A 17504-nucleotide genomic window follows, 5' to 3' on the forward strand; every position below is an offset into this window, starting at 1 on the left:
AGAATAAAATGGCTGCAAAAATCCGTCAAAATGATGAAGTTATTGTTCTTACCGGAAAAGATAAAGGTAAGCGTGGTAAGGTAACTAAAGTGTTACCAAACGGTAAACTATTTGTTGAAGGGATCAATATGATCACTAAACACGAAAAACCAGTCCCAGCTTTAAATAAAGAGGGTGGTATCGTGAAAAAAGAAGCTGCAATCCAAGCGTCAAATGTTGCTATCTTTAATCCAACAACAAACAAAGCTGACCGTGTAGGTTTTAGAATTGAAGACGGCAAAAAAGTTCGTTTCTTCAAATCTAATAATGAAATTATTTAACTAATTGGAGTAATGTGATGGCGAAACTGCATGATTATTACAGAGAACAAGTAGTTAATGAATTGAAAGAAAAATTCAACTACTCGTCTGTCATGCAAGTCCCACGAATCGAAAAGATAACCCTGAATATGGGTGTGGGTGAAGCATTGACCGATAAAAAATTGTTAGAGAATGCGGTAGCAGATCTAACAGCGATTAGCGGTCAAAAACCTTTAATTACTAAAGCTCGTAAATCAGTTGCTGGCTTTAAAATCCGTCAGGGATATCCAATCGGATGTAAAGTGACCCTACGTGGTGAGCGTATGTGGGAATTCTTTGAAAGATTGGTTACGATTGCTGTTCCTCGTGTTCGAGATTTTCGTGGTTTAAGCGTAAAATCTTTTGATGGACGTGGTAATTACAGTATGGGTGTTCGTGAACAAATCATTTTCCCAGAAATTGATTATGATAAAGTTGATCGTGTACGTGGTTTAGATATCACTATTACAACAACAGCGAACAGTGATGAAGAAGGTCAAGCGTTATTAGCTGCCTTTAATTTCCCATTCCGTAAATAAGGTAGGTTATCGTGGCAAAAAAATCAATGATTGCACGAGATGTTAAACGTGCTAAATTAGCTGATAAATTCTACGCAAAACGTCAAGAATTAAAAGGCATTATTGCTAATGTTAATTCTTCTGATGAAGAGCGTTGGGATGCGGTGTTAAAATTACAAGGTCTTCCTCGTGATTCTAGTACAAGCCGTCAGCGTAACCGTTGTCGTCAAACTGGTCGTCCTCACGGAGTGCTTCGCAAGTTTGGCTTAAGCCGTATTAAGGTTCGTGAAGCAGCAATGCGTGGAGAAATCCCAGGCCTTAAAAAAGCTAGTTGGTAATCACCTCTTTTATATTGGAATCATGGGAGTAAATACATGAGCATGCAAGATCCAATCGCAGATATGCTAACTCGTATTCGTAACGGGCAAGCTGCGAACAAAGTTGCTATCAGTATGCCTTCATCCAAGCTAAAAGTTGCTATTGCTAACGTTTTGGCTGAAGAAGGCTTTGTTGAGAGCTTTAAAATTTTAGAAGGCGTCAAGCCTGAATTGGAAATTACTTTAAAATATTTCCAAAATAAACCAGTTGTAGAAAAAATTCAACGAGTGAGCCGTCCAGGTCTTCGTATTTATAAACGTAAAGACGAGTTACCAAAAGTAATGGGTGGATTAGGTATTGCTGTTGTTTCTACATCTCAAGGTGTTATGACTGACCGAGCTGCTCGTAAAGCAGGATTGGGCGGTGAAATCATCTGTTATGTCGCTTAATAAGGGGTAGGAAGAATGTCTCGTGTCGCAAAAGCACCTGTTAATATTCCTGCCGGCGTTGAGGTAAAACTTGACGGACAGTTATTAACAGTGAAAGGTAAAAACGGTGAGTTGTCTCGTACAATTCACAATGCAGTTGAAGTAAACCAAGATGCTGGAGTATTAACATTCACACCTCAAGCAGGTGTTGTGAATGCAAATGCTCAAGCTGGTACTGCTAGAGCATTAGTTAATGCTATGGTTATCGGTGTTACAGAAGGCTTTACTAAAAAATTGCAGTTGGTGGGTGTTGGTTATAGAGCACAAGTTAAAGGTAACGTAGTTGCGTTGAACTTAGGCTTTTCACATCCGATTGATCATCAGTTGCCTACAGGTGTAACTGCTGAATGTCCATCACAAACAGAAATTGTTTTAAGAGGTGCAGACAAACAGCTAGTTGGCCAAGTGGCAGCTAATATTCGTGCATACCGCCGTCCTGAGCCTTACAAAGGTAAAGGTGTACGTTACTCTGATGAAGTAGTACGTACAAAAGAGGCTAAGAAAAAATAAGGTAAGGTAACACTATGGATAAGAAAACAGCTCGTATCCGTCGTGCCAGCCGTGCACGTCATTTAATGAGAGAGCAAGGTGCAACCCGTTTGGTTGTATATCGTACGCCGCGTCATATTTATGCGCAGGTAATTGCACCTAATGGCTCAGAAGTACTAGCAGCAGCTTCAACTGTTGAAAAAGTAATTAAAGAGCAAGTAAAATATACTGGAAATAAAGACGCAGCAGCAGTAGTTGGAAAACTTGTTGCAGAGCGAGCTTTAGAAAAAGGTATTAAAGCGGTTGCATTTGATCGTTCTGGTTTTAAATACCACGGTCGAGTTCAATCATTGGCAGATGCTGCTCGTGAAGCTGGTCTTCAGTTCTAATAGAGGAATTTGAGATGTCAAACATCGAAAAACAAGCTGGTGAACTGCAGGAAAAGCTAATCGCGGTTAACCGTGTATCAAAAACCGTAAAAGGTGGTCGTATTATGAGCTTTACTGCTTTAACAGTAGTAGGTGATGGTAATGGTCGTGTAGGTTTTGGTTACGGTAAGGCTCGTGAAGTTCCAGCAGCAATCCAAAAAGCGATGGAAAAAGCTCGTCGCAATATGGTTAATGTAGCTTTAGATGAAGGTACATTACAACACCCTGTTAAGGGTACTCATACTGGTTCTCGTGTGTTTATGCAACCAGCCAGTGAAGGTACAGGTATCATCGCAGGTGGTGCAATGCGTGCAGTATTAGAAGTTGCAGGTGTTCGTAACGTTCTTTCTAAAGCATATGGTTCAACAAACCCAATTAATGTTGTTCGTGCAACTATTGATGCATTAGAAAATATGAAATCTCCAGAGATGGTTGCCGCTAAGCGTGGTAAAACAGTTGAAGAAATTTTGGGGTAATTGAATATGGCAAAAACGATTAAAGTAACTCAAACTCGGAGCTCAATTGCGCGTTTACCAAAGCATAAAGCAACGTTAAAAGGTTTAGGCCTTCGTCATATTCGACACACAGTGGAACTTGAAGATACTCCAGCAGTTCGTGGAATGATCAACCAAGTTTCATATATGGTTAAAGTTGAGGAGTAATAGAATGCGTTTAAACTCTCTATCTCCAGCAGAAGGTGCTAAACATAGCAGTAAGCGTGTAGGTCGTGGGATCGGTTCTGGTTTAGGAAAAACTGGTGGTCGTGGTCACAAAGGGCAAAAATCTCGTTCTGGTGGCGGTGTTCGTCGTGGGTTCGAAGGTGGTCAAATGCCTTTATACCGTCGTTTACCAAAATTTGGTTTTACGTCATTAAAATCTTTACGTACTGCTGAAATTCGTTTAGATGAATTAGCAAAAGTGGATGGTGATGTTATTACTTTAGACACACTTAAAGCGGCTAATTTAGTAACAAAAGATATTTTATCTGCAAAAGTGATTTTATCAGGTAAAATTGAAAAAGCAGTCACAGTTAAAGGTTTACGTATCACTAAAGGTGCAAAAGCTGCTATCGAAGCTGCTGGTGGAACAATCGAGGAATAATCAATGGCAAAGCAACCAGGATATAAAGGAAATAACACACAAAAAGGTTCCAGTGAACTAAAATCTAGACTATTGTTTGTTTTATTTGCATTAGTCGTTTTTAGACTTGGATCTTTTATTCCTGTTCCTGGTATTGATGCTTCTGTTTTATCCGAATTAATTCAACAACAACAAGGTACCATCATTGATATGTTTAACATGTTCTCTGGTGGTGCTTTGAGTAGAGCCTCTATTTTTGCGTTAGGTATTATGCCTTATATCTCTGCTTCTATCATTATTCAGTTACTAACTGCCATTCATCCGGCATTAGCTGAATTAAAAAAAGAAGGAGCGGCAGGACAGCGTAAAATTAGTAAATATACAAGATACTCTACTCTCTTGTTAGCATTTATTCAGTCTGTTGGTATATCGTTTGCATTACCAAATATGATTCAAGGGCTTGTTCCAAATCCTGATATGTTGTTCTATATTACAGCAATTATCAGTTTAGTTACTGGAACAATGTTTTTGATGTGGTTAGGTGAGCAAATTACTGAACGTGGTGTTGGGAATGGAATTTCTCTTATTATCTTTGCAGGGATTGTTGCAGGATTACCAGGTACAATAGGACAGACGGTTGAGCAAGCTCGTCAAGGTGAAATATCTTTGATTGTACTGTTATTAATTGCAGTAGTTGCTTTTGCTATTACATATTTTGTTGTATTCGTTGAGCGTGGTCAAAGAAGAATCGTAGTTAATTATGCAAGTCGTCAGCAAGGAAGAATGATGATGCCTGCGAAATCTTCACATTTGCCGTTAAAGGTAAATATGGCTGGTGTAATCCCAGCTATTTTTGCATCAAGTATTATTCTTTTTCCTGCAACTGTTGTAAAATGGTTCGGAGAGAATGAAGGTTTTGAATGGTTGTCTGATATTTCATTATTATTACAACCAGGTCAGCCATTATACATTGTACTATTTACAATGGCTGTAATATTCTTTGCTTTCTTTTATACAAGTATGCAAAATAATCCACGTGATATTGCGGATAATTTGAAAAAATCAGGTGCGTTTGTACCAGGTTATAGACCAGGAGAACAAACATCTCGTCATATTGACAAAGTAATGACTCGTATTACCTTAATTGGTGGTTTGTATATTGCTTTTGTTTGTTTGGTCCCTTATATCGTGACATCATTGTGGAAAGTGCCATTTAATTTAGGTGGTACATCTCTTCTGATTGTTGTGGTAGTAATTATGGACTTTATAGCACAGGTTCAAAGTCATTTAATGTCTTTACAGTATGACTCTGTGTTAAAGAAAGCCAATTTGAAAGGTTAAAGATAATAATCTTTACTTTAGGAAAAGAAAGGATAAGCAATGAAAGTTCGTGCTTCAGTTAAGAAATTATGTCGTAATTGTCGAATTGTTAGACGTTCAGGCGTGGTTCGTGTGATTTGTTCTGAACCAAAACATAAACAACGTCAAGGTTAATCGGTATTCTTTCTTGCAAAAAATAAGCTGAGCGGTTATACTGTTCAGCTAGTTTCGTCTTGATATACTGTTTGAGTATCCTGAAACGGGCTTTTCAAGAATCAGTATATCAATAAATTTTAGTATTTAAATTAATAGGAGTGCATAGTGGCCCGTATTGCAGGCATTAACATTCCTGATCAAAAACACACTGTAATCGCATTAACTGCTATTTACGGTATCGGTAAAACCCGAGCAAAAGAGATTTGCTCTCTAACGGGTATTGCTGAAGACGTTAAGATCAGAGAATTGTCTGAAGAGCAGATTGAGAAACTGCGTGAAGAAGTTGGTAAATTTACTGTTGAAGGTGATTTACGCCGTGAAGTGACTTTAAGTATCAAGCGTCTTTTAGACTTGGGTTGTTACAGAGGTTTACGTCATCGTCGTAGCTTACCGGTACGTGGTCAACGTACTAAAACAAATGCGCGTACTCGTAAGGGTCCACGCAAACCGATCAAGAAATAGTCGGAGTAAATAATAATGGCTAAAACACCAGTTCGTACACGTAAACGTGTAAAAAAACAGATTGCAGATGGCGTAGCACATATCCACGCCTCTTTCAATAACACAATCGTAACTATTACTGACCGTCAAGGTAACGCTTTAGCTTGGGCTACTGCGGGCGGATCAGGTTTCCGTGGTTCTCGTAAATCGACTCCATTTGCAGCGCAAGTTGCAGCGGAACGTTGTGCTGAAACTGTTAAAGAGTTCGGCTTAAAGAATTTGGAAGTTATGGTTAAAGGTCCGGGTCCAGGTCGTGAATCGACAATCCGTGCATTAAATGCAGCAGGATTTAAGATCACGAATATTACAGATGTGACTCCGATTCCTCATAACGGTTGTCGTCCACCTAAAAAACGTCGTGTTTAATTGACGTTAGGATAATTGGAGAAAGAAAATGGCAAGATATTTGGGTCCAAAGCTCAAGCTAAGCCGTCGTGAAGGCACTGATTTATTTTTAAAATCAGGTGTTCGCACGATCGAATCAAAATGTAGAAATAGACTTGATGTAGCACCTGGTCAACATGGTGCACGTAAGCCTCGTTTATCTGACTATGGTAGTCAGTTACGAGAAAAACAAAAAGTTCGCCGTATTTATGGTATTTTAGAACGTCAGTTCCGTAATTACTATAAAGAAGCTAATCGCTTAAAAGGTAATACAGGTGAAAATTTATTAGTATTGCTAGAAGGTCGTTTAGATAACGTTGTTTATCGTATGGGATTTGCGACAACTCGTGCAGAAGCACGTCAGTTAGTTAGTCATAAATCTATTGTGGTAAATGGTCGAGTAGTAAATATCCCTTCTTATCAAGTTTCTGTTGATGATGTAGTTGCTGTTCGTGAAAAATCTAAGAAGCAAGCTAGAATTAAAGCATCATTAGAGTTAGCGACTCAAAGAGAGAAACCAACTTGGTTAGAAATTGATGTAGCTAAAATGGAAGGCGTATTTAAACGTACTCCTGAGCGTTCAGATCTATCAGCAGATATTAATGAACATCTGATCGTTGAGCTTTACTCTAAATAATAATTATTGATAAAGCTTAAAGTCAAAGAGAGGATAAAATGCAGGGTTCTGTGACAGAATTTTTAAAACCGCACTTAGTGAATATTGAACAAGTTAGTTTAACTCACGCAAAAGTGACATTAGAGCCACTAGAACGTGGCTTTGGCCATACACTAGGGAATGCCCTTCGTCGTATATTACTTTCTTCTATGCCTGGTTGTGCAGTTACGGAAGTTGAAATTGATGGTGTATTACATGAATACAGCAGCAAGGAAGGTGTTCAAGAAGATATTCTTGAAGTGTTACTAAATTTAAAAGGTTTAGCGGTAAAAGTGCAAAATAAAGATGATCTTATTTTGACACTAAATAAGTCTGGAATTGGCCCTGTGATTGCAGCCGACATTACCCACGATGGTGATGTGGAGATAGTTAACCCTGAACACGTGATCTGTCATTTAACAGATAAGGATGCATCTATTAATATGCGAATCCGAATACAGCGTGGTCGTGGTTATGTGCCAGCTTCAGCGAGAATTCACTCACAAAGTGATGATCGTCCAATAGGTCGTTTACTAGTTGATGCACGTTTTAGTCCCGTTGATCGTATTGCTTACAATGTGGAAGCAGCGCGTGTGGAACAACGTACAGATTTAGATAAATTGATCATTGAAATGGAAACTAATGGCACATTAGATCCAGAGGAAGCAATTCGCCGAGCTGCAACAATTTTAGCAGAGCAATTAGCCGCATTTGTAGATTTACGAGATGTACGTCAACCAGAAGTGAAAGAAGAAAAACCAGAGTTTGATCCAATTCTTCTTCGTCCAGTTGATGATTTAGAACTTACAGTTCGTTCAGCTAATTGCTTGAAAGCAGAGACAATTCACTATATCGGTGATTTAGTACAACGTACAGAAGTTGAGTTATTAAAAACACCTAATCTAGGTAAGAAATCACTTACAGAGATTAAAGATGTTCTTGCTTCTCGTGGCTTATCACTAGGTATGCGCCTTGAAAATTGGCCTCCAGCAAGTATTGCTGAAGATTAATTTTGGGTTATTAGATTTCTAAGAAGGAATAAGGTATGCGTCATCGTAAGAGTGGCCGTCAACTCAATCGTAATAGCAGTCATCGCCAAGCGATGTTCCGCAATATGGCAGGTTCTTTAGTTAGTCATGAAATTATCAAGACAACTGTACCTAAAGCCAAAGAATTACGCCGTGTAGTTGAACCATTAATTACTTTATCAAAAGTAGATAGTGTAGCAAATCGCCGTTTAGCATTTGCTCGTACACGCAACAAAGATGTTGTAACAAAATTATTTAATGAATTAGGTCCACGTTTTAAAGAACGTGCGGGTGGTTATACTCGTATTATGAAATGTGGTTTCCGTGCAGGCGATAACGCTCCAATGGCTTACATTGAGTTAGTTGATCGCCCAGAAGTTGCAGAAGAAGCAGCTGAATAAATAATTTAATTTATAGACTAAAGCCTAACATAGTAATATGTTAGGCTTTATTTTTATATGAAGCGGTAAGATTTGGTCTAAAATTTGCAAAAAAAGATCGAAATCGTACCGCTTATTTTTATGTTCTAAATTTAATCTTAATGGCTAAATTTACATTTTTTTACACAACTAAAGAATCTAGAGAGCGTCAGTGTTGTCCCTTCTTTTGAAAAATTATTATTAATTAGGTGCCTTGAAATGATAATTGTTGTTGAGGTATGATCTCTCTTATTTTTGAGAAAAGGTAGCGAAATGAGTAGTTTTATTGTAACAAAAAGAGATGGTTCTCTTACAAAGTTTGATATCACACGCATTATTACTGCTATTAAAAATGTATCTAAAGCAGTAGATATTGATGATGAAAATTATTGTTTAGAAATTAGCCAAAAAATTAGTAGTGAAATTTTAACAGAGTATCAGCAAGGTATTGATATTAATACAATTCAAAACATTGTTGAAAACCATTTGATGTCTAGCTGTTATCCTCAGGTTGCTCGTGCTTATATTGAATATCGTCACGATAGAGATATTGCTCGAGAGAAATGTTCTTTTTTGATGAAAGAGATTGAAGGGTTAATTGATCAAACCAATGTGGCAGTACTTAATGAAAATGCTAATAAGGATGCGAAAATTATTCCTACCCAAAGGGATTTATTAGCAGGAATTGTTGCAAAACACTATGCTCTGCGCTATATTTTGCCTCGAGATGTGGTAAATGCACACAATAGTGGTGAAATCCACTACCATGATTTAGACTATTCGCCTTTCTTCCCAATGTTTAACTGTATGCTGGTTGATCTTAAAGGAATGCTTGAGAATGGCTTTAAGATGGGTAATTCTGAAATTGATACACCTCGTTCTATTGGGACAGCAACCGCTATTACTGCTCAAATTATCGCTCAGGTTGCAAGTCATATTTATGGTGGTACAACGATTAACCGTATTGATGAAGTACTCGCTCCTTATGTTGAAAAAAGCTATCAGAAGCTCTTAAAAACCGCACAAGAGTGGCAAATTTCTGATGCTAAGGGCTATGCAGATACGTTAATTGAAAAAGAGTGTTTTGATGCGTTTCAGTCGTTAGAGTATGAAATTAATACATTACACACTGCAAATGGTCAAACACCTTTTGTGACTTTAGGATTTGGTCTGGGTACTTCTTGGCAATCCCGTTTAATTCAACAATCTATTTTAAAAAATCGTATTCGAGGTTTAGGTAAAAACCATAAAACACCTATTTTTCCAAAACTTGTCTTTACCTTAAAACGTGGTTTAAATCTCGAACCTAATGATGTGAATTATGATATCAAGCAGTTAGCGTTAGAGTGTGCTTCTAAACGTATGTATCCTGATATTTTAAATTATGATCAGTTAATTAAAATCACAGGTTCATTTAAAGCACCGATGGGATGTCGTAGTTTCTTAAATGCTTATGAAGAGAATGGTGAACAAATTCACGATGGACGTAATAATTTAGGTGTAGTGAGTTTGAATTTACCTCGTATTGCTTTGGAAGCGAAAGGCTGTGAAGCAACATTCTTTGAGTTGTTAGATAAACGTCTCAATATTGCTAAAAAAGCCTTGATGACTCGTATTGCACGTCTTGAAAATACTAAAGCCAGAGTGGCGCCTATCTTGTATATGGAAGGGGCTTGTGGTGTACGTTTGAAAGCAGAAGATAATATTGCACAATTATTTAAAAACGGCAGAGCATCCATTTCTCTTGGTTATATTGGTATTCACGAAACCATTAATGCGTTATATCAAGATAAGCATATTTATGATGATGAAAAATTACGTCAAAAAGGGTTGAAAATTGTTGCGCATTTAAGCAATGCCACAATGCAATGGAAAGAAGAAACAGGTTACGCATTTAGTTTATATTCTACTCCTAGCGAAAATTTATGTGATCGTTTTTGCCGTTTAGATGTAAAACAATTTGGTCTTATTAAAGGTGTAACAGATAAAGGTTATTATACGAATAGCTACCATTTAGACGTAGAGAAAAAAGTTAACCCTTACGATAAATTGGATTTTGAAATGCCTTATCCTGCATTAGCAAGTGGTGGTTTCATCTGTTATGGTGAATACCCAAATATTCAACATAACCTTAAAGCATTGGAAGATGTGTGGAATTACAGCTATGACCGAGTACCTTATTATGGCACGAATACTCCAATCGATGAGTGTTATGAGTGTGGTTTTAGCGGTGAGTTTGACTGTACAAGCAAAGGTTTTACTTGTCCAAAATGTGGTAATCATGATAGCAATAAAGTATCAGTTACTCGTCGAGTATGTGGTTATTTGGGAAGTCCAGATGCACGTCCATTCAATGCAGGGAAGCAAGAAGAAGTAAAACGCCGAGTGAAACATTTATAAAAATGAACTACTTACAGTACTATCCTGTTGATGTAGTAAATGGAGAGGGTACTCGTTGTACTCTCTTTGTAAGTGGTTGCACACATAGTTGTCGAGGTTGTTATAACCAGAAAAGCTGGTCTTTTGATGCTGGTATATTATTTGATAAAGCAATGGAACAACAAATTATTGATGATCTCAATGATACTCGTATTAAGCGACAAGGCTTAACCCTTTCGGGGGGAGACCCTTTACATCCTCGTAATGTAGAAGCATTATTACCCTTAGTAAAAAGAGTTAAACAAGAGTGTGTTGATAAAGATATTTGGGTATGGACGGGCTATAAATTAGCAGAATTAGACTCTTATCAACGTCAAATGCTCCCTTATATTGATGTATTAATTGATGGTAAGTTTATTCAACAACAGGCTGATCCCAGCTTGATTTGGCGAGGCTCAGCAAATCAAATTATTCACCGTTTTAAAAGAGAGAAATAATATAGCGGTGACATTTTGTTTAGAATTTGCAAATTTTAGAATGAACCCCAAAAATTGGATGTGATTTTTGGGGTTTTCCGTATTATTCTTTTAATAAATAGTGTTTTAATTGAGAAAAGTCGTTGTTCATTTCATCAGACAATAATGGCATTTTATTATGCTTATCCAATGCTTCAGGTAATGGAAGATCAATATTTAAAATACGATCAACACTCTCTTTAAATTTAGCTGGATGAGCAGTGCAAAGGAAAATACCTGTTTCGTCTTCTGCTAATTGATTTGCTAACATTTGATAAGCAATGGCACCGTGCGGCTCGCATAAATAACCTAACTCATTCATTGCTTGTAAACTTTGCTCTGTTTGAGAATCGGTTAACATCCCAGAAGATAACTCTTTAAGTGACCAATTATTACGTTTAAACAACTCTTCTACACGAGGCCAGTTATTTGGACGACTTACGTCCATTGCATTAGAAAGAGTTGCAACTGTTGGATTAGGTTGCCATTGTCCAGATTGTAAGTAACGAGGTACAGTGTCATTGCTATTGGTTGATGCAATAAAACGTTTAATTGGCAAACCTAAACTTTTTGCAATTAACCCTGCTGTTAAATTACCAAAGTTACCACTTGGCACAGACACTACAAGATTATTCCTTTTCTCTTTTGGAAGTTGGGAAACAGCTTCAAAATAGTAACAAATTTGAGCAAGTAAACGGCTAATATTGATGGAGTTGGCTGAATTTAAACCAATGGTTTTACGTAAATTTTCATCATCAAAAGCCTGTTTTACTAAAGCTTGGCAATCATCAAAATCGCCCTTGATTGCAACGGTACGAATATTTTTACCTAACGTGCAGAATAATTTTTCTTGTAATGGACTGATTTTTCCTTTTGGATATAAAATCACAACCTCAATATTTTCTAATCCATAAAAAGCGTGTGCTACGGCTGCTCCAGTATCACCAGAGGTTGCGGTTAAAATCGTAATTTTTTGATCAGAAGTGACCGCTTTCAAGGCTTGTGCCATAAAACGTCCACCAAAATCTTTAAAGGCAAGAGTAGGTCCGTGAAACAATTCTAATGCATAAATATTATTCGTTACCTTTTCTAATGGAGCAGGGAAAGTAAAGGCATTTTTTACTACAGTATTTAACGTTTCTTCTGATAATTCATCCCCAATAATGGTTCGTAAAATATATTGACTACGCTCAACTAATGGCATTGCTAACAGTTCATCCATATTTTCTAAATTTGGTAGAATCTCAGGGAAAAATAACCCTTGATTTTTACCTAAACCTTGACGTACGGCTTGTGCAAAATTAACGTTTTCTTCTGGGTGTTTGATGTTGTATAAGTTCATTGTGTTTCCTATAAATTATAAATAATTTTGATTTTAGCTATTCAAAGGTGATCAGTAAACTGAAAAATGGTTATTTTTTCTGTATAATACAGCTAATTTTGCCGTAATAAGCGGTATGATCCTATTAAAATTTTGCAATTTTTTAAAATAACGAGAATATTATGTTTGAAAATTTATCCGATAGACTTTCCCAAACTCTTAAAAATATCAGTGGCAAAGGGCGTTTAACAGAAGACAATATTAAAGATACGCTTCGAGAAGTGCGAATGGCATTACTTGAGGCTGATGTCGCTTTACCTGTGGTACGTGAATTCATCAATAAGGTAAAAGAACGAGGTATTGGTGCGGAGGTTAATAAAAGTCTCACACCAGGGCAAGAGTTTATTAAAATTGTTCAGGCTGAGCTTGAAATTGCAATGGGTGAAGCGAATGAGGCTTTAGATCTTGCTAGCCAACCACCTGCGGTTATTTTAATGGCAGGTTTACAGGGGGCAGGTAAAACAACCTCTGTAGGTAAATTATCTAAATTTTTAAAAGAGAAACATAAGAAAAAAGTATTAGTAGTATCTGCTGATGTGTATCGTCCAGCGGCGATTAAACAACTACAAACCCTTGCGAATGATCTAGATGTTGCTTTCTTTCCAAGTGAAACCACACAAAAACCAACAGAGATTGCCAGTGCGGCTTTAAAATACGCTAAATTAAACTTTTTTGATGTGTTGATTGTGGATACTGCAGGGCGTTTACACGTTGATAGCGAAATGATGGATGAAATTAAACAAATTCATCAAGTATTAAACCCTGTGGAAACACTCTTTACAGTGGATGCAATGACAGGGCAAGATGCTGCTAATACAGCTAAAGCCTTTAATGAAACCTTACCTTTAACAGGGGTTATCTTAACCAAAGTCGATGGTGATGCTCGTGGTGGTGCGGCGTTATCTATTCGTCAAATTACAGGTAAACCTATTAAATTCTTAGGGGTAGGTGAAAAAACCGATGCTTTAGAGCCATTCCATCCTGATCGTATTGCTTCTCGTATTTTAGGAATGGGCGATGTACTTTCTCTAATCGAAGATTTAGAAAAAACAGTCGATCGTGAGAAAGCGGAAAAAATGGCGAAAAAATTCAAAAAAGGTGATGCTTTTACCCTTGAAGATTTTCGTGAACAGCTCATTGAAATGAAAAAAATGGGCGGAATGATGTCAATGCTTGATAAATTACCAGGTGCAAAAAATTTACCTGCTCACGTAAAAAATCAAGTTGATGATAAAATGTTCCACAAAATGGAAGCCATTATTAATTCAATGACCTTAAAGGAACGTGCTAATCCTGCAATTATCAAAGGTTCTCGTCGTAAGCGTATTGCAATGGGATCAGGTACTAAGGTACAAGATGTCAATAAACTTTTAAAGCAGTTTGATGATATGCAGCGAATGATGAAAAAAATGCGAAAAGGTGGAATGAGTAAAATGATGCGTGGTATGCAAGGAATGATGGGCGGTGCTGGTGGAATGTTTGGTGGACGTCGTTAGATTTTGATGATGTTGAACAAATAAAGCGAGGAAAAATAATGTTAGAAGAACTTAAACAACAATTAATGTTGCCACAGTTTGTCATTGCAGGCATAGAAGGTTTTTTTAATGGTTTAATTCAGCGTTCACCACATTGTTTAACTACGTTAAAGAAACTACAGAATAGTACGCTTAAGATTGTATTATTACAGCCCGCTGTGAATGTAGTGATTTTGTTTAGTAACACACAAACAAATTGGCTTATCAATTATGAGGATACACCTGATTGCAGTATTACAGTTCATAGTTCTGCCCTGTTGAAGTTAAAGGATAAGGAACAGTTAACAAAATTAATTAATGAACAACGTGTAGTTTTAGAAGGTGATATCCAAGTATTACAGTATTTTGTACAGTTACTTGATGAATTAGAAAAGGACCCTGCTGAGTTACTTTCTCCATTAATGGGCTATGTGATGGCACAGAGCACAACAGATGTGGCGAAATTTATTGTAAATAAAGTAAAGCAACAAAATACACAAGTAAGTAAATACTTAGTAGATAATTTAATGAATGAATATCCTGTTTTAGTGCATCAGTTAGAAATTGCAAATTTTTGCGATCAAGTGACCGCTATCGTAAAAGATGTGGAGAGATTAGAAAGAAAAATGGCGAACTTTTAAATAAGCCAAATATAAAAAAATCGGCATAGTAGACAAAATAGTTGGTAATTTTGAGGAGCTATGCCCATAGTAGACAAATGAGTTGGTTTTTATTATTTTATAAATAATTACCAACTCCTTTTATTTAGAAAATCTTTTATAAACATAATCTTATGGTATTTGGTTAAACCATTATGATTAGATAGTTTTCGTTTAAGTTCTCCAAATAAACTTTCAAGCCTATTTGTTGTTTTTTCTATATTTAATTCAGGATATTTTTCAAAAGTAAATAAATAATCCATATTATATTTTAAGCTCCTGTAAGCACTTCTTATATTACGATGTTTAAAAGGATATTTACCCTTTTCATTTATTTTATCGGAGCGTTCATTTAAATATTCTTTATGTTTTAAATACCAATAATGTAAATTAATATAGAACTCGTTTTTAGAGCTATTTTTTAATGTTTTAACTAATATTTTTAGCTCTTTTCCCGCTTCAGATTTAGGGTTCCTTGTTAATTTCCTTATTACATTTGCTATTTGATGAAATTGGCAAAGTTGTGCAGGCGTATTTAAAAAATCTCTTAATAATCCTCGTCTTCCATCACAAGTAATAGATTGAATAATATAGCCTTTTTCTCTTAATTTATTCATTGCTAATAGATAATAAAGATTTTTTTCTGTTGTCACAATTTGATGATAAATTACCTTCTTTGATAAAGTGTCCATAAAAACGAGAACACCAAAATTTCGACCAAAGAAAGTGGTATCCATCATTAAGTTCAATTTATTATTTTGTGGGATATTTAATGGCGTTTTAGGGGCTTTTAAAACATATCTTTGAATAGTTCTAACAGAGCAATTATATTTAATTGCTAGTTGCTTATAGGTTTGTTTACCTTCTGTGTAATCTAGCCAAATTTGGCTTGAATTTAAGGATTTTTTGAAGGTAAAAGTTTTATTACAAATAGAGCATTTATAACGTTGAACATTATTTTGGGTACCATATTTGTGAATATTCGTTTTATGACAAAAAGGACAAGTTTTTTATTCATTTTCAAAAAAGTGGGCTAAAGCACAGTAATATAAAGCTTTAACCCATTTTTTACCAACTATTTTGTCTACTATGCCAAAAAAATCGAGTGTAGTTATAGCTAACACTCGATTTTTTATTTACTTGTTAGTAATTTAAAGAAAGTTATTTATAACGTTCTGTTCGTAATCCCATTACTAAGCTCACACACATTAACAATAATATGATGGTGAATGGTAATGCCGTTGAGATTGCACCTGCTTGTAGCGCTTGAATAGCTTCTGTACCACCAACCCACATTAATGCAGCAGCAACTGCGCCTTCAATTGTTGCCCAGAAAATACGTTGTGGAACTGGTGCATCCATTTTTCCACCAGCCGTGATACTATCAATTACCAATGAACCAGAATCTGATGAGGTCACGAAGAAGATTAATACTAAAATGATTCCTACAACAGAAAGTATGCTAGAGAAATTAAGTACATCAAACATTTGGAACATAGCAAGAGAGACATCTTTTAAGCCATCTTGACCTAATACGCCTATTTTATTTACCACTTGATCGAGTGCGATACCACCAAAAGTTGACATCCAAACTAAGGTGACTAATGTTGGAACAATTAGCACTGCAAGTAAGAACTCACGAATAGTACGTCCTCTTGATACTCGTGCTATAAACATACCAACGAATGGAGACCAAGAGAACCACCATGCCCAATAGAATACAGTCCAACCTTGGAACCAAGCTTCATCTTCACGCCCAAAAGGATTACTTAATGGAATGATATTTTTTACATAAGAGGTTAATGTTCTAGGTAAAACATCCGCAACAATACCAATATTTAAAACCGCAACAAACACTAATAATGCCACTGCAATACCCATATTGATGTTACTCAATAATTTAACGCCCCCATCAATGCCTTTTACTACAGAGTACACAGCAACAGCTGTTACACCAATAATGACAATAATTTGTAGGCTCATTGAATTTTCTAAGCCAAATACGTGATGCATACCACTCGCAGCTTGTTGAGCACCTAATCCTAATGAGGTTGCCAACCCAAATAAGGTAGCAACAACTGCAAGAATATCAATGACATGCCCAATCCACCCCCAAGTTCTTTCTCCTAATAATGGATAGAATACTGAGCGGATAGAAAGTGGTAAACCTTTATTGTAAGCAAAAAATGAGAGAGAAAGTGCCACTAAAGCGTAAGCTGCCCAAGGGTGTAAGCCCCAATGATACATTGTTGCTCCCATTGCTAAATCTGCTGCTTCAGGGGTGTTCGCAATTACATTTAATGGAGTTTTATACCATCCAGTATAATAGGCAACAGGTTCTGCAACACTCCAGAACATTAAACCAATCCCCATTCCTGCCGCAAATAGCATTGCAAACCAAGATATACGAGAGTGCTCAGGTTTGGCATCTATCCCACCCAAACGAATTTTTCCTTGTGGCAGAACTATTAGAACCAAACAGAAAACAACAAAAACATTTCCAGCTATAATAAATAAACTATCGAAATTGCCTATGATTTTCCATTTTATTCCATCTAATACTTCTTTCGCAGTATGAGGGTCTGAGAGTAAGACTACTGCAAGAAAAAGAATAATGAGTCCTGCACTAATACCGAAAACAGCATTGTGAATATCAAAGCCCCATTTTTGAATATTATCTTGTCCGATTTCGTAGTCAGTATTGTGAATACTATACTTATCGTGGTATTTTTTTTGTTTCATAATTTCCTCAATATATTTGTTAAAACTGTTTAAATACTGTTATATATTACCATTTTAGCCTTGATATCACAAATCGTACACTTATAAGTTAGATACTCAGTGCCTTTTTCTTGACGTGTTTGAGGCTAGTTT

22 protein-coding genes and 1 pseudogene are annotated in these 17504 nt (G+C 36.4%); 20 read left to right on the top strand and 3 right to left on the bottom strand.

The genetic code is table 11. The features are described 5' to 3' along the window. The first annotated feature begins 8 nt into the window (after positions 1–8). The 18 genes from rplX (at position 9) to nrdG (ending at position 11058) form a co-directional block, all read left to right on the top strand. Positions 9–320: a 50S ribosomal protein L24 gene (rplX, locus tag A6B44_RS00155; protein WP_090920034.1), complete on the top strand. Its 312-nt coding sequence runs from the start codon at positions 9–11 to the stop codon at positions 318–320. A gap of 17 nt (positions 321–337) precedes the next feature. Further along, positions 338–877 (top strand): 50S ribosomal protein L5, encoded by a 540-nt coding sequence (gene rplE, locus A6B44_RS00160; RefSeq protein ID WP_090920037.1) that lies wholly within the window; start codon positions 338–340, stop codon positions 875–877. 11 nt (positions 878–888) lie between these two features. Further along, a complete protein-coding gene (gene rpsN / locus A6B44_RS00165) occupies positions 889–1194 on the top strand; it encodes a 30S ribosomal protein S14 (RefSeq protein WP_090920041.1) in 306 nt (101 codons plus the stop codon). A gap of 36 nt (positions 1195–1230) precedes the next feature. Further along, positions 1231–1623, top strand: a complete 393-nt coding sequence (gene rpsH / locus A6B44_RS00170; protein ID WP_090920044.1) for a 30S ribosomal protein S8 — start codon at positions 1231–1233, stop codon at positions 1621–1623. A 15-nt stretch (positions 1624–1638) separates the two neighbouring features. After that, positions 1639–2172 carry a 50S ribosomal protein L6 gene (gene rplF, locus A6B44_RS00175; RefSeq protein WP_090920047.1) on the top strand — a complete coding sequence of 178 codons (534 nt, stop codon included), beginning with the start codon at positions 1639–1641 and terminating at the stop codon, positions 2170–2172. A 14-nt stretch (positions 2173–2186) separates the two neighbouring features. Further along, positions 2187–2540, top strand: a complete 354-nt coding sequence (gene rplR / locus A6B44_RS00180; protein WP_090920049.1) for a 50S ribosomal protein L18 — start codon at positions 2187–2189, stop codon at positions 2538–2540. Between the two features lie 14 nt (positions 2541–2554). Next, positions 2555–3055 carry a 30S ribosomal protein S5 gene (rpsE, locus tag A6B44_RS00185; protein WP_090920052.1) on the top strand — a complete coding sequence of 167 codons (501 nt, stop codon included), beginning with the start codon at positions 2555–2557 and terminating at the stop codon, positions 3053–3055. A 6-nt stretch (positions 3056–3061) separates the two neighbouring features. Next, positions 3062–3241, top strand: coding sequence for a 50S ribosomal protein L30 (gene rpmD, locus A6B44_RS00190; RefSeq protein WP_005711983.1), 180 nt, complete (start codon positions 3062–3064; stop codon positions 3239–3241). Between the two features lie 4 nt (positions 3242–3245). Further along, a complete protein-coding gene (gene rplO / locus A6B44_RS00195) occupies positions 3246–3680 on the top strand; it encodes a 50S ribosomal protein L15 (RefSeq protein ID WP_090920055.1) in 435 nt (144 codons plus the stop codon). 3 nt (positions 3681–3683) lie between these two features. After that, positions 3684–5000, top strand: a complete 1317-nt coding sequence (secY, locus tag A6B44_RS00200; protein WP_090920058.1) for a preprotein translocase subunit SecY — start codon at positions 3684–3686, stop codon at positions 4998–5000. A gap of 39 nt (positions 5001–5039) precedes the next feature. Next, positions 5040–5153: a 50S ribosomal protein L36 gene (gene rpmJ, locus A6B44_RS00205; RefSeq protein ID WP_090920061.1), complete on the top strand. Its 114-nt coding sequence runs from the start codon at positions 5040–5042 to the stop codon at positions 5151–5153. Between the two features lie 147 nt (positions 5154–5300). Continuing rightward, positions 5301–5657, top strand: a complete 357-nt coding sequence (rpsM, locus tag A6B44_RS00210) for a 30S ribosomal protein S13 (protein WP_090920064.1) — start codon at positions 5301–5303, stop codon at positions 5655–5657. A 15-nt stretch (positions 5658–5672) separates the two neighbouring features. Further along, entirely contained in the window at positions 5673–6062 is a 390-nt protein-coding gene (rpsK, locus tag A6B44_RS00215) for a 30S ribosomal protein S11 (RefSeq protein ID WP_090920066.1), read from the top strand. Positions 6063–6090: 28 nt separating this feature from the next. Next, a complete protein-coding gene (rpsD, locus tag A6B44_RS00220; RefSeq protein ID WP_090920069.1) occupies positions 6091–6717 on the top strand; it encodes a 30S ribosomal protein S4 in 627 nt (208 codons plus the stop codon). A gap of 38 nt (positions 6718–6755) precedes the next feature. Further along, positions 6756–7745, top strand: a complete 990-nt coding sequence (locus A6B44_RS00225) for a DNA-directed RNA polymerase subunit alpha (RefSeq protein ID WP_090920072.1) — start codon at positions 6756–6758, stop codon at positions 7743–7745. A gap of 35 nt (positions 7746–7780) precedes the next feature. After that, a complete protein-coding gene (rplQ, locus tag A6B44_RS00230; RefSeq protein WP_090920075.1) occupies positions 7781–8164 on the top strand; it encodes a 50S ribosomal protein L17 in 384 nt (127 codons plus the stop codon). A 291-nt stretch (positions 8165–8455) separates the two neighbouring features. After that, on the top strand, positions 8456–10582 hold the full coding sequence (nrdD, locus tag A6B44_RS00235) for an anaerobic ribonucleoside-triphosphate reductase (RefSeq protein ID WP_090920078.1): 2127 nt from the start codon (positions 8456–8458) through the stop codon (positions 10580–10582). Positions 10583–10584: 2 nt separating this feature from the next. Further along, positions 10585–11058 carry an anaerobic ribonucleoside-triphosphate reductase-activating protein gene (gene nrdG / locus A6B44_RS00240; protein ID WP_090920081.1) on the top strand — a complete coding sequence of 158 codons (474 nt, stop codon included), beginning with the start codon at positions 10585–10587 and terminating at the stop codon, positions 11056–11058. Positions 11059–11140: 82 nt separating this feature from the next. On the opposite strand, the gene thrC is transcribed toward nrdG, so the two are convergent. Continuing rightward, positions 11141–12418, bottom strand: a complete 1278-nt coding sequence (gene thrC, locus A6B44_RS00245; RefSeq protein WP_090920084.1) for a threonine synthase — start codon at positions 12416–12418, stop codon at positions 11141–11143. Positions 12419–12579: 161 nt separating this feature from the next. Here thrC and ffh point away from each other — a divergent pair, with 161 nt between their 5' ends. Both ffh and A6B44_RS00255 read left to right on the top strand, forming a co-directional pair. After that, a complete protein-coding gene (gene ffh, locus A6B44_RS00250) occupies positions 12580–13953 on the top strand; it encodes a signal recognition particle protein (protein ID WP_090920087.1) in 1374 nt (457 codons plus the stop codon). Between the two features lie 38 nt (positions 13954–13991). Further along, complete coding sequence (locus tag A6B44_RS00255) at positions 13992–14612, top strand: ubiquinone biosynthesis accessory factor UbiJ (protein WP_090920090.1); 621 nt, start codon at positions 13992–13994, stop codon at positions 14610–14612. A 107-nt stretch (positions 14613–14719) separates the two neighbouring features. Here A6B44_RS00255 and A6B44_RS00260 read toward each other — a convergent pair. Then, a pseudogene (locus A6B44_RS00260) lies at positions 14720–15625 on the bottom strand (IS256 family transposase, variant Zn-binding type); the annotation flags it as partial. A 166-nt stretch (positions 15626–15791) separates the two neighbouring features. Further along, positions 15792–17372, bottom strand: coding sequence for a BCCT family transporter (locus A6B44_RS00265; RefSeq protein ID WP_090921033.1), 1581 nt, complete (start codon positions 17370–17372; stop codon positions 15792–15794). Positions 17373–17504: the final 132 nt, after the last annotated feature.

It is taken from the genome of Pasteurella skyensis (genome assembly GCF_013377295.1).
GTDB lineage: Bacteria > Pseudomonadota > Gammaproteobacteria > Enterobacterales > Pasteurellaceae > Phocoenobacter > Phocoenobacter skyensis.

Bases quoted from the DNA above. Each gene is read 5' to 3' on its own strand.
- rplX (WP_090920034.1), top strand. From the start codon at position 9: ATGGCTGCAAAAATCCGTCAAAATGATGAAGTTATTGTTCTTACCGGA.
- rplE (WP_090920037.1), top strand. From the start codon at position 338: ATGGCGAAACTGCATGATTATTACAGAGAACAAGTAGTTAATGAATTG.
- rpsH (WP_090920044.1), top strand. From the start codon at position 1,231: ATGAGCATGCAAGATCCAATCGCAGATATGCTAACTCGTATTCGTAAC.
- rplF (WP_090920047.1), top strand. From the start codon at position 1,639: ATGTCTCGTGTCGCAAAAGCACCTGTTAATATTCCTGCCGGCGTTGAG.
- rplR (WP_090920049.1), top strand. From the start codon at position 2,187: ATGGATAAGAAAACAGCTCGTATCCGTCGTGCCAGCCGTGCACGTCAT.
- rpsE (WP_090920052.1), top strand. From the start codon at position 2,555: ATGTCAAACATCGAAAAACAAGCTGGTGAACTGCAGGAAAAGCTAATC.
- rpmD (WP_005711983.1), top strand. From the start codon at position 3,062: ATGGCAAAAACGATTAAAGTAACTCAAACTCGGAGCTCAATTGCGCGT.
- rplO (WP_090920055.1), top strand. From the start codon at position 3,246: ATGCGTTTAAACTCTCTATCTCCAGCAGAAGGTGCTAAACATAGCAGT.
- secY (WP_090920058.1), top strand. From the start codon at position 3,684: ATGGCAAAGCAACCAGGATATAAAGGAAATAACACACAAAAAGGTTCC.
- rpmJ (WP_090920061.1), top strand. From the start codon at position 5,040: ATGAAAGTTCGTGCTTCAGTTAAGAAATTATGTCGTAATTGTCGAATT.
- rpsK (WP_090920066.1), top strand. From the start codon at position 5,673: ATGGCTAAAACACCAGTTCGTACACGTAAACGTGTAAAAAAACAGATT.
- rpsD (WP_090920069.1), top strand. From the start codon at position 6,091: ATGGCAAGATATTTGGGTCCAAAGCTCAAGCTAAGCCGTCGTGAAGGC.
- A6B44_RS00225 (WP_090920072.1), top strand. From the start codon at position 6,756: ATGCAGGGTTCTGTGACAGAATTTTTAAAACCGCACTTAGTGAATATT.
- rplQ (WP_090920075.1), top strand. From the start codon at position 7,781: ATGCGTCATCGTAAGAGTGGCCGTCAACTCAATCGTAATAGCAGTCAT.
- nrdD (WP_090920078.1), top strand. From the start codon at position 8,456: ATGAGTAGTTTTATTGTAACAAAAAGAGATGGTTCTCTTACAAAGTTT.
- nrdG (WP_090920081.1), top strand. From the start codon at position 10,585: ATGAACTACTTACAGTACTATCCTGTTGATGTAGTAAATGGAGAGGGT.
- thrC (WP_090920084.1), bottom strand. From the start codon at position 12,418: ATGAACTTATACAACATCAAACACCCAGAAGAAAACGTTAATTTTGCA.
- ffh (WP_090920087.1), top strand. From the start codon at position 12,580: ATGTTTGAAAATTTATCCGATAGACTTTCCCAAACTCTTAAAAATATC.
- A6B44_RS00255 (WP_090920090.1), top strand. From the start codon at position 13,992: ATGTTAGAAGAACTTAAACAACAATTAATGTTGCCACAGTTTGTCATT.
- A6B44_RS00265 (WP_090921033.1), bottom strand. From the start codon at position 17,372: ATGAAACAAAAAAAATACCACGATAAGTATAGTATTCACAATACTGAC.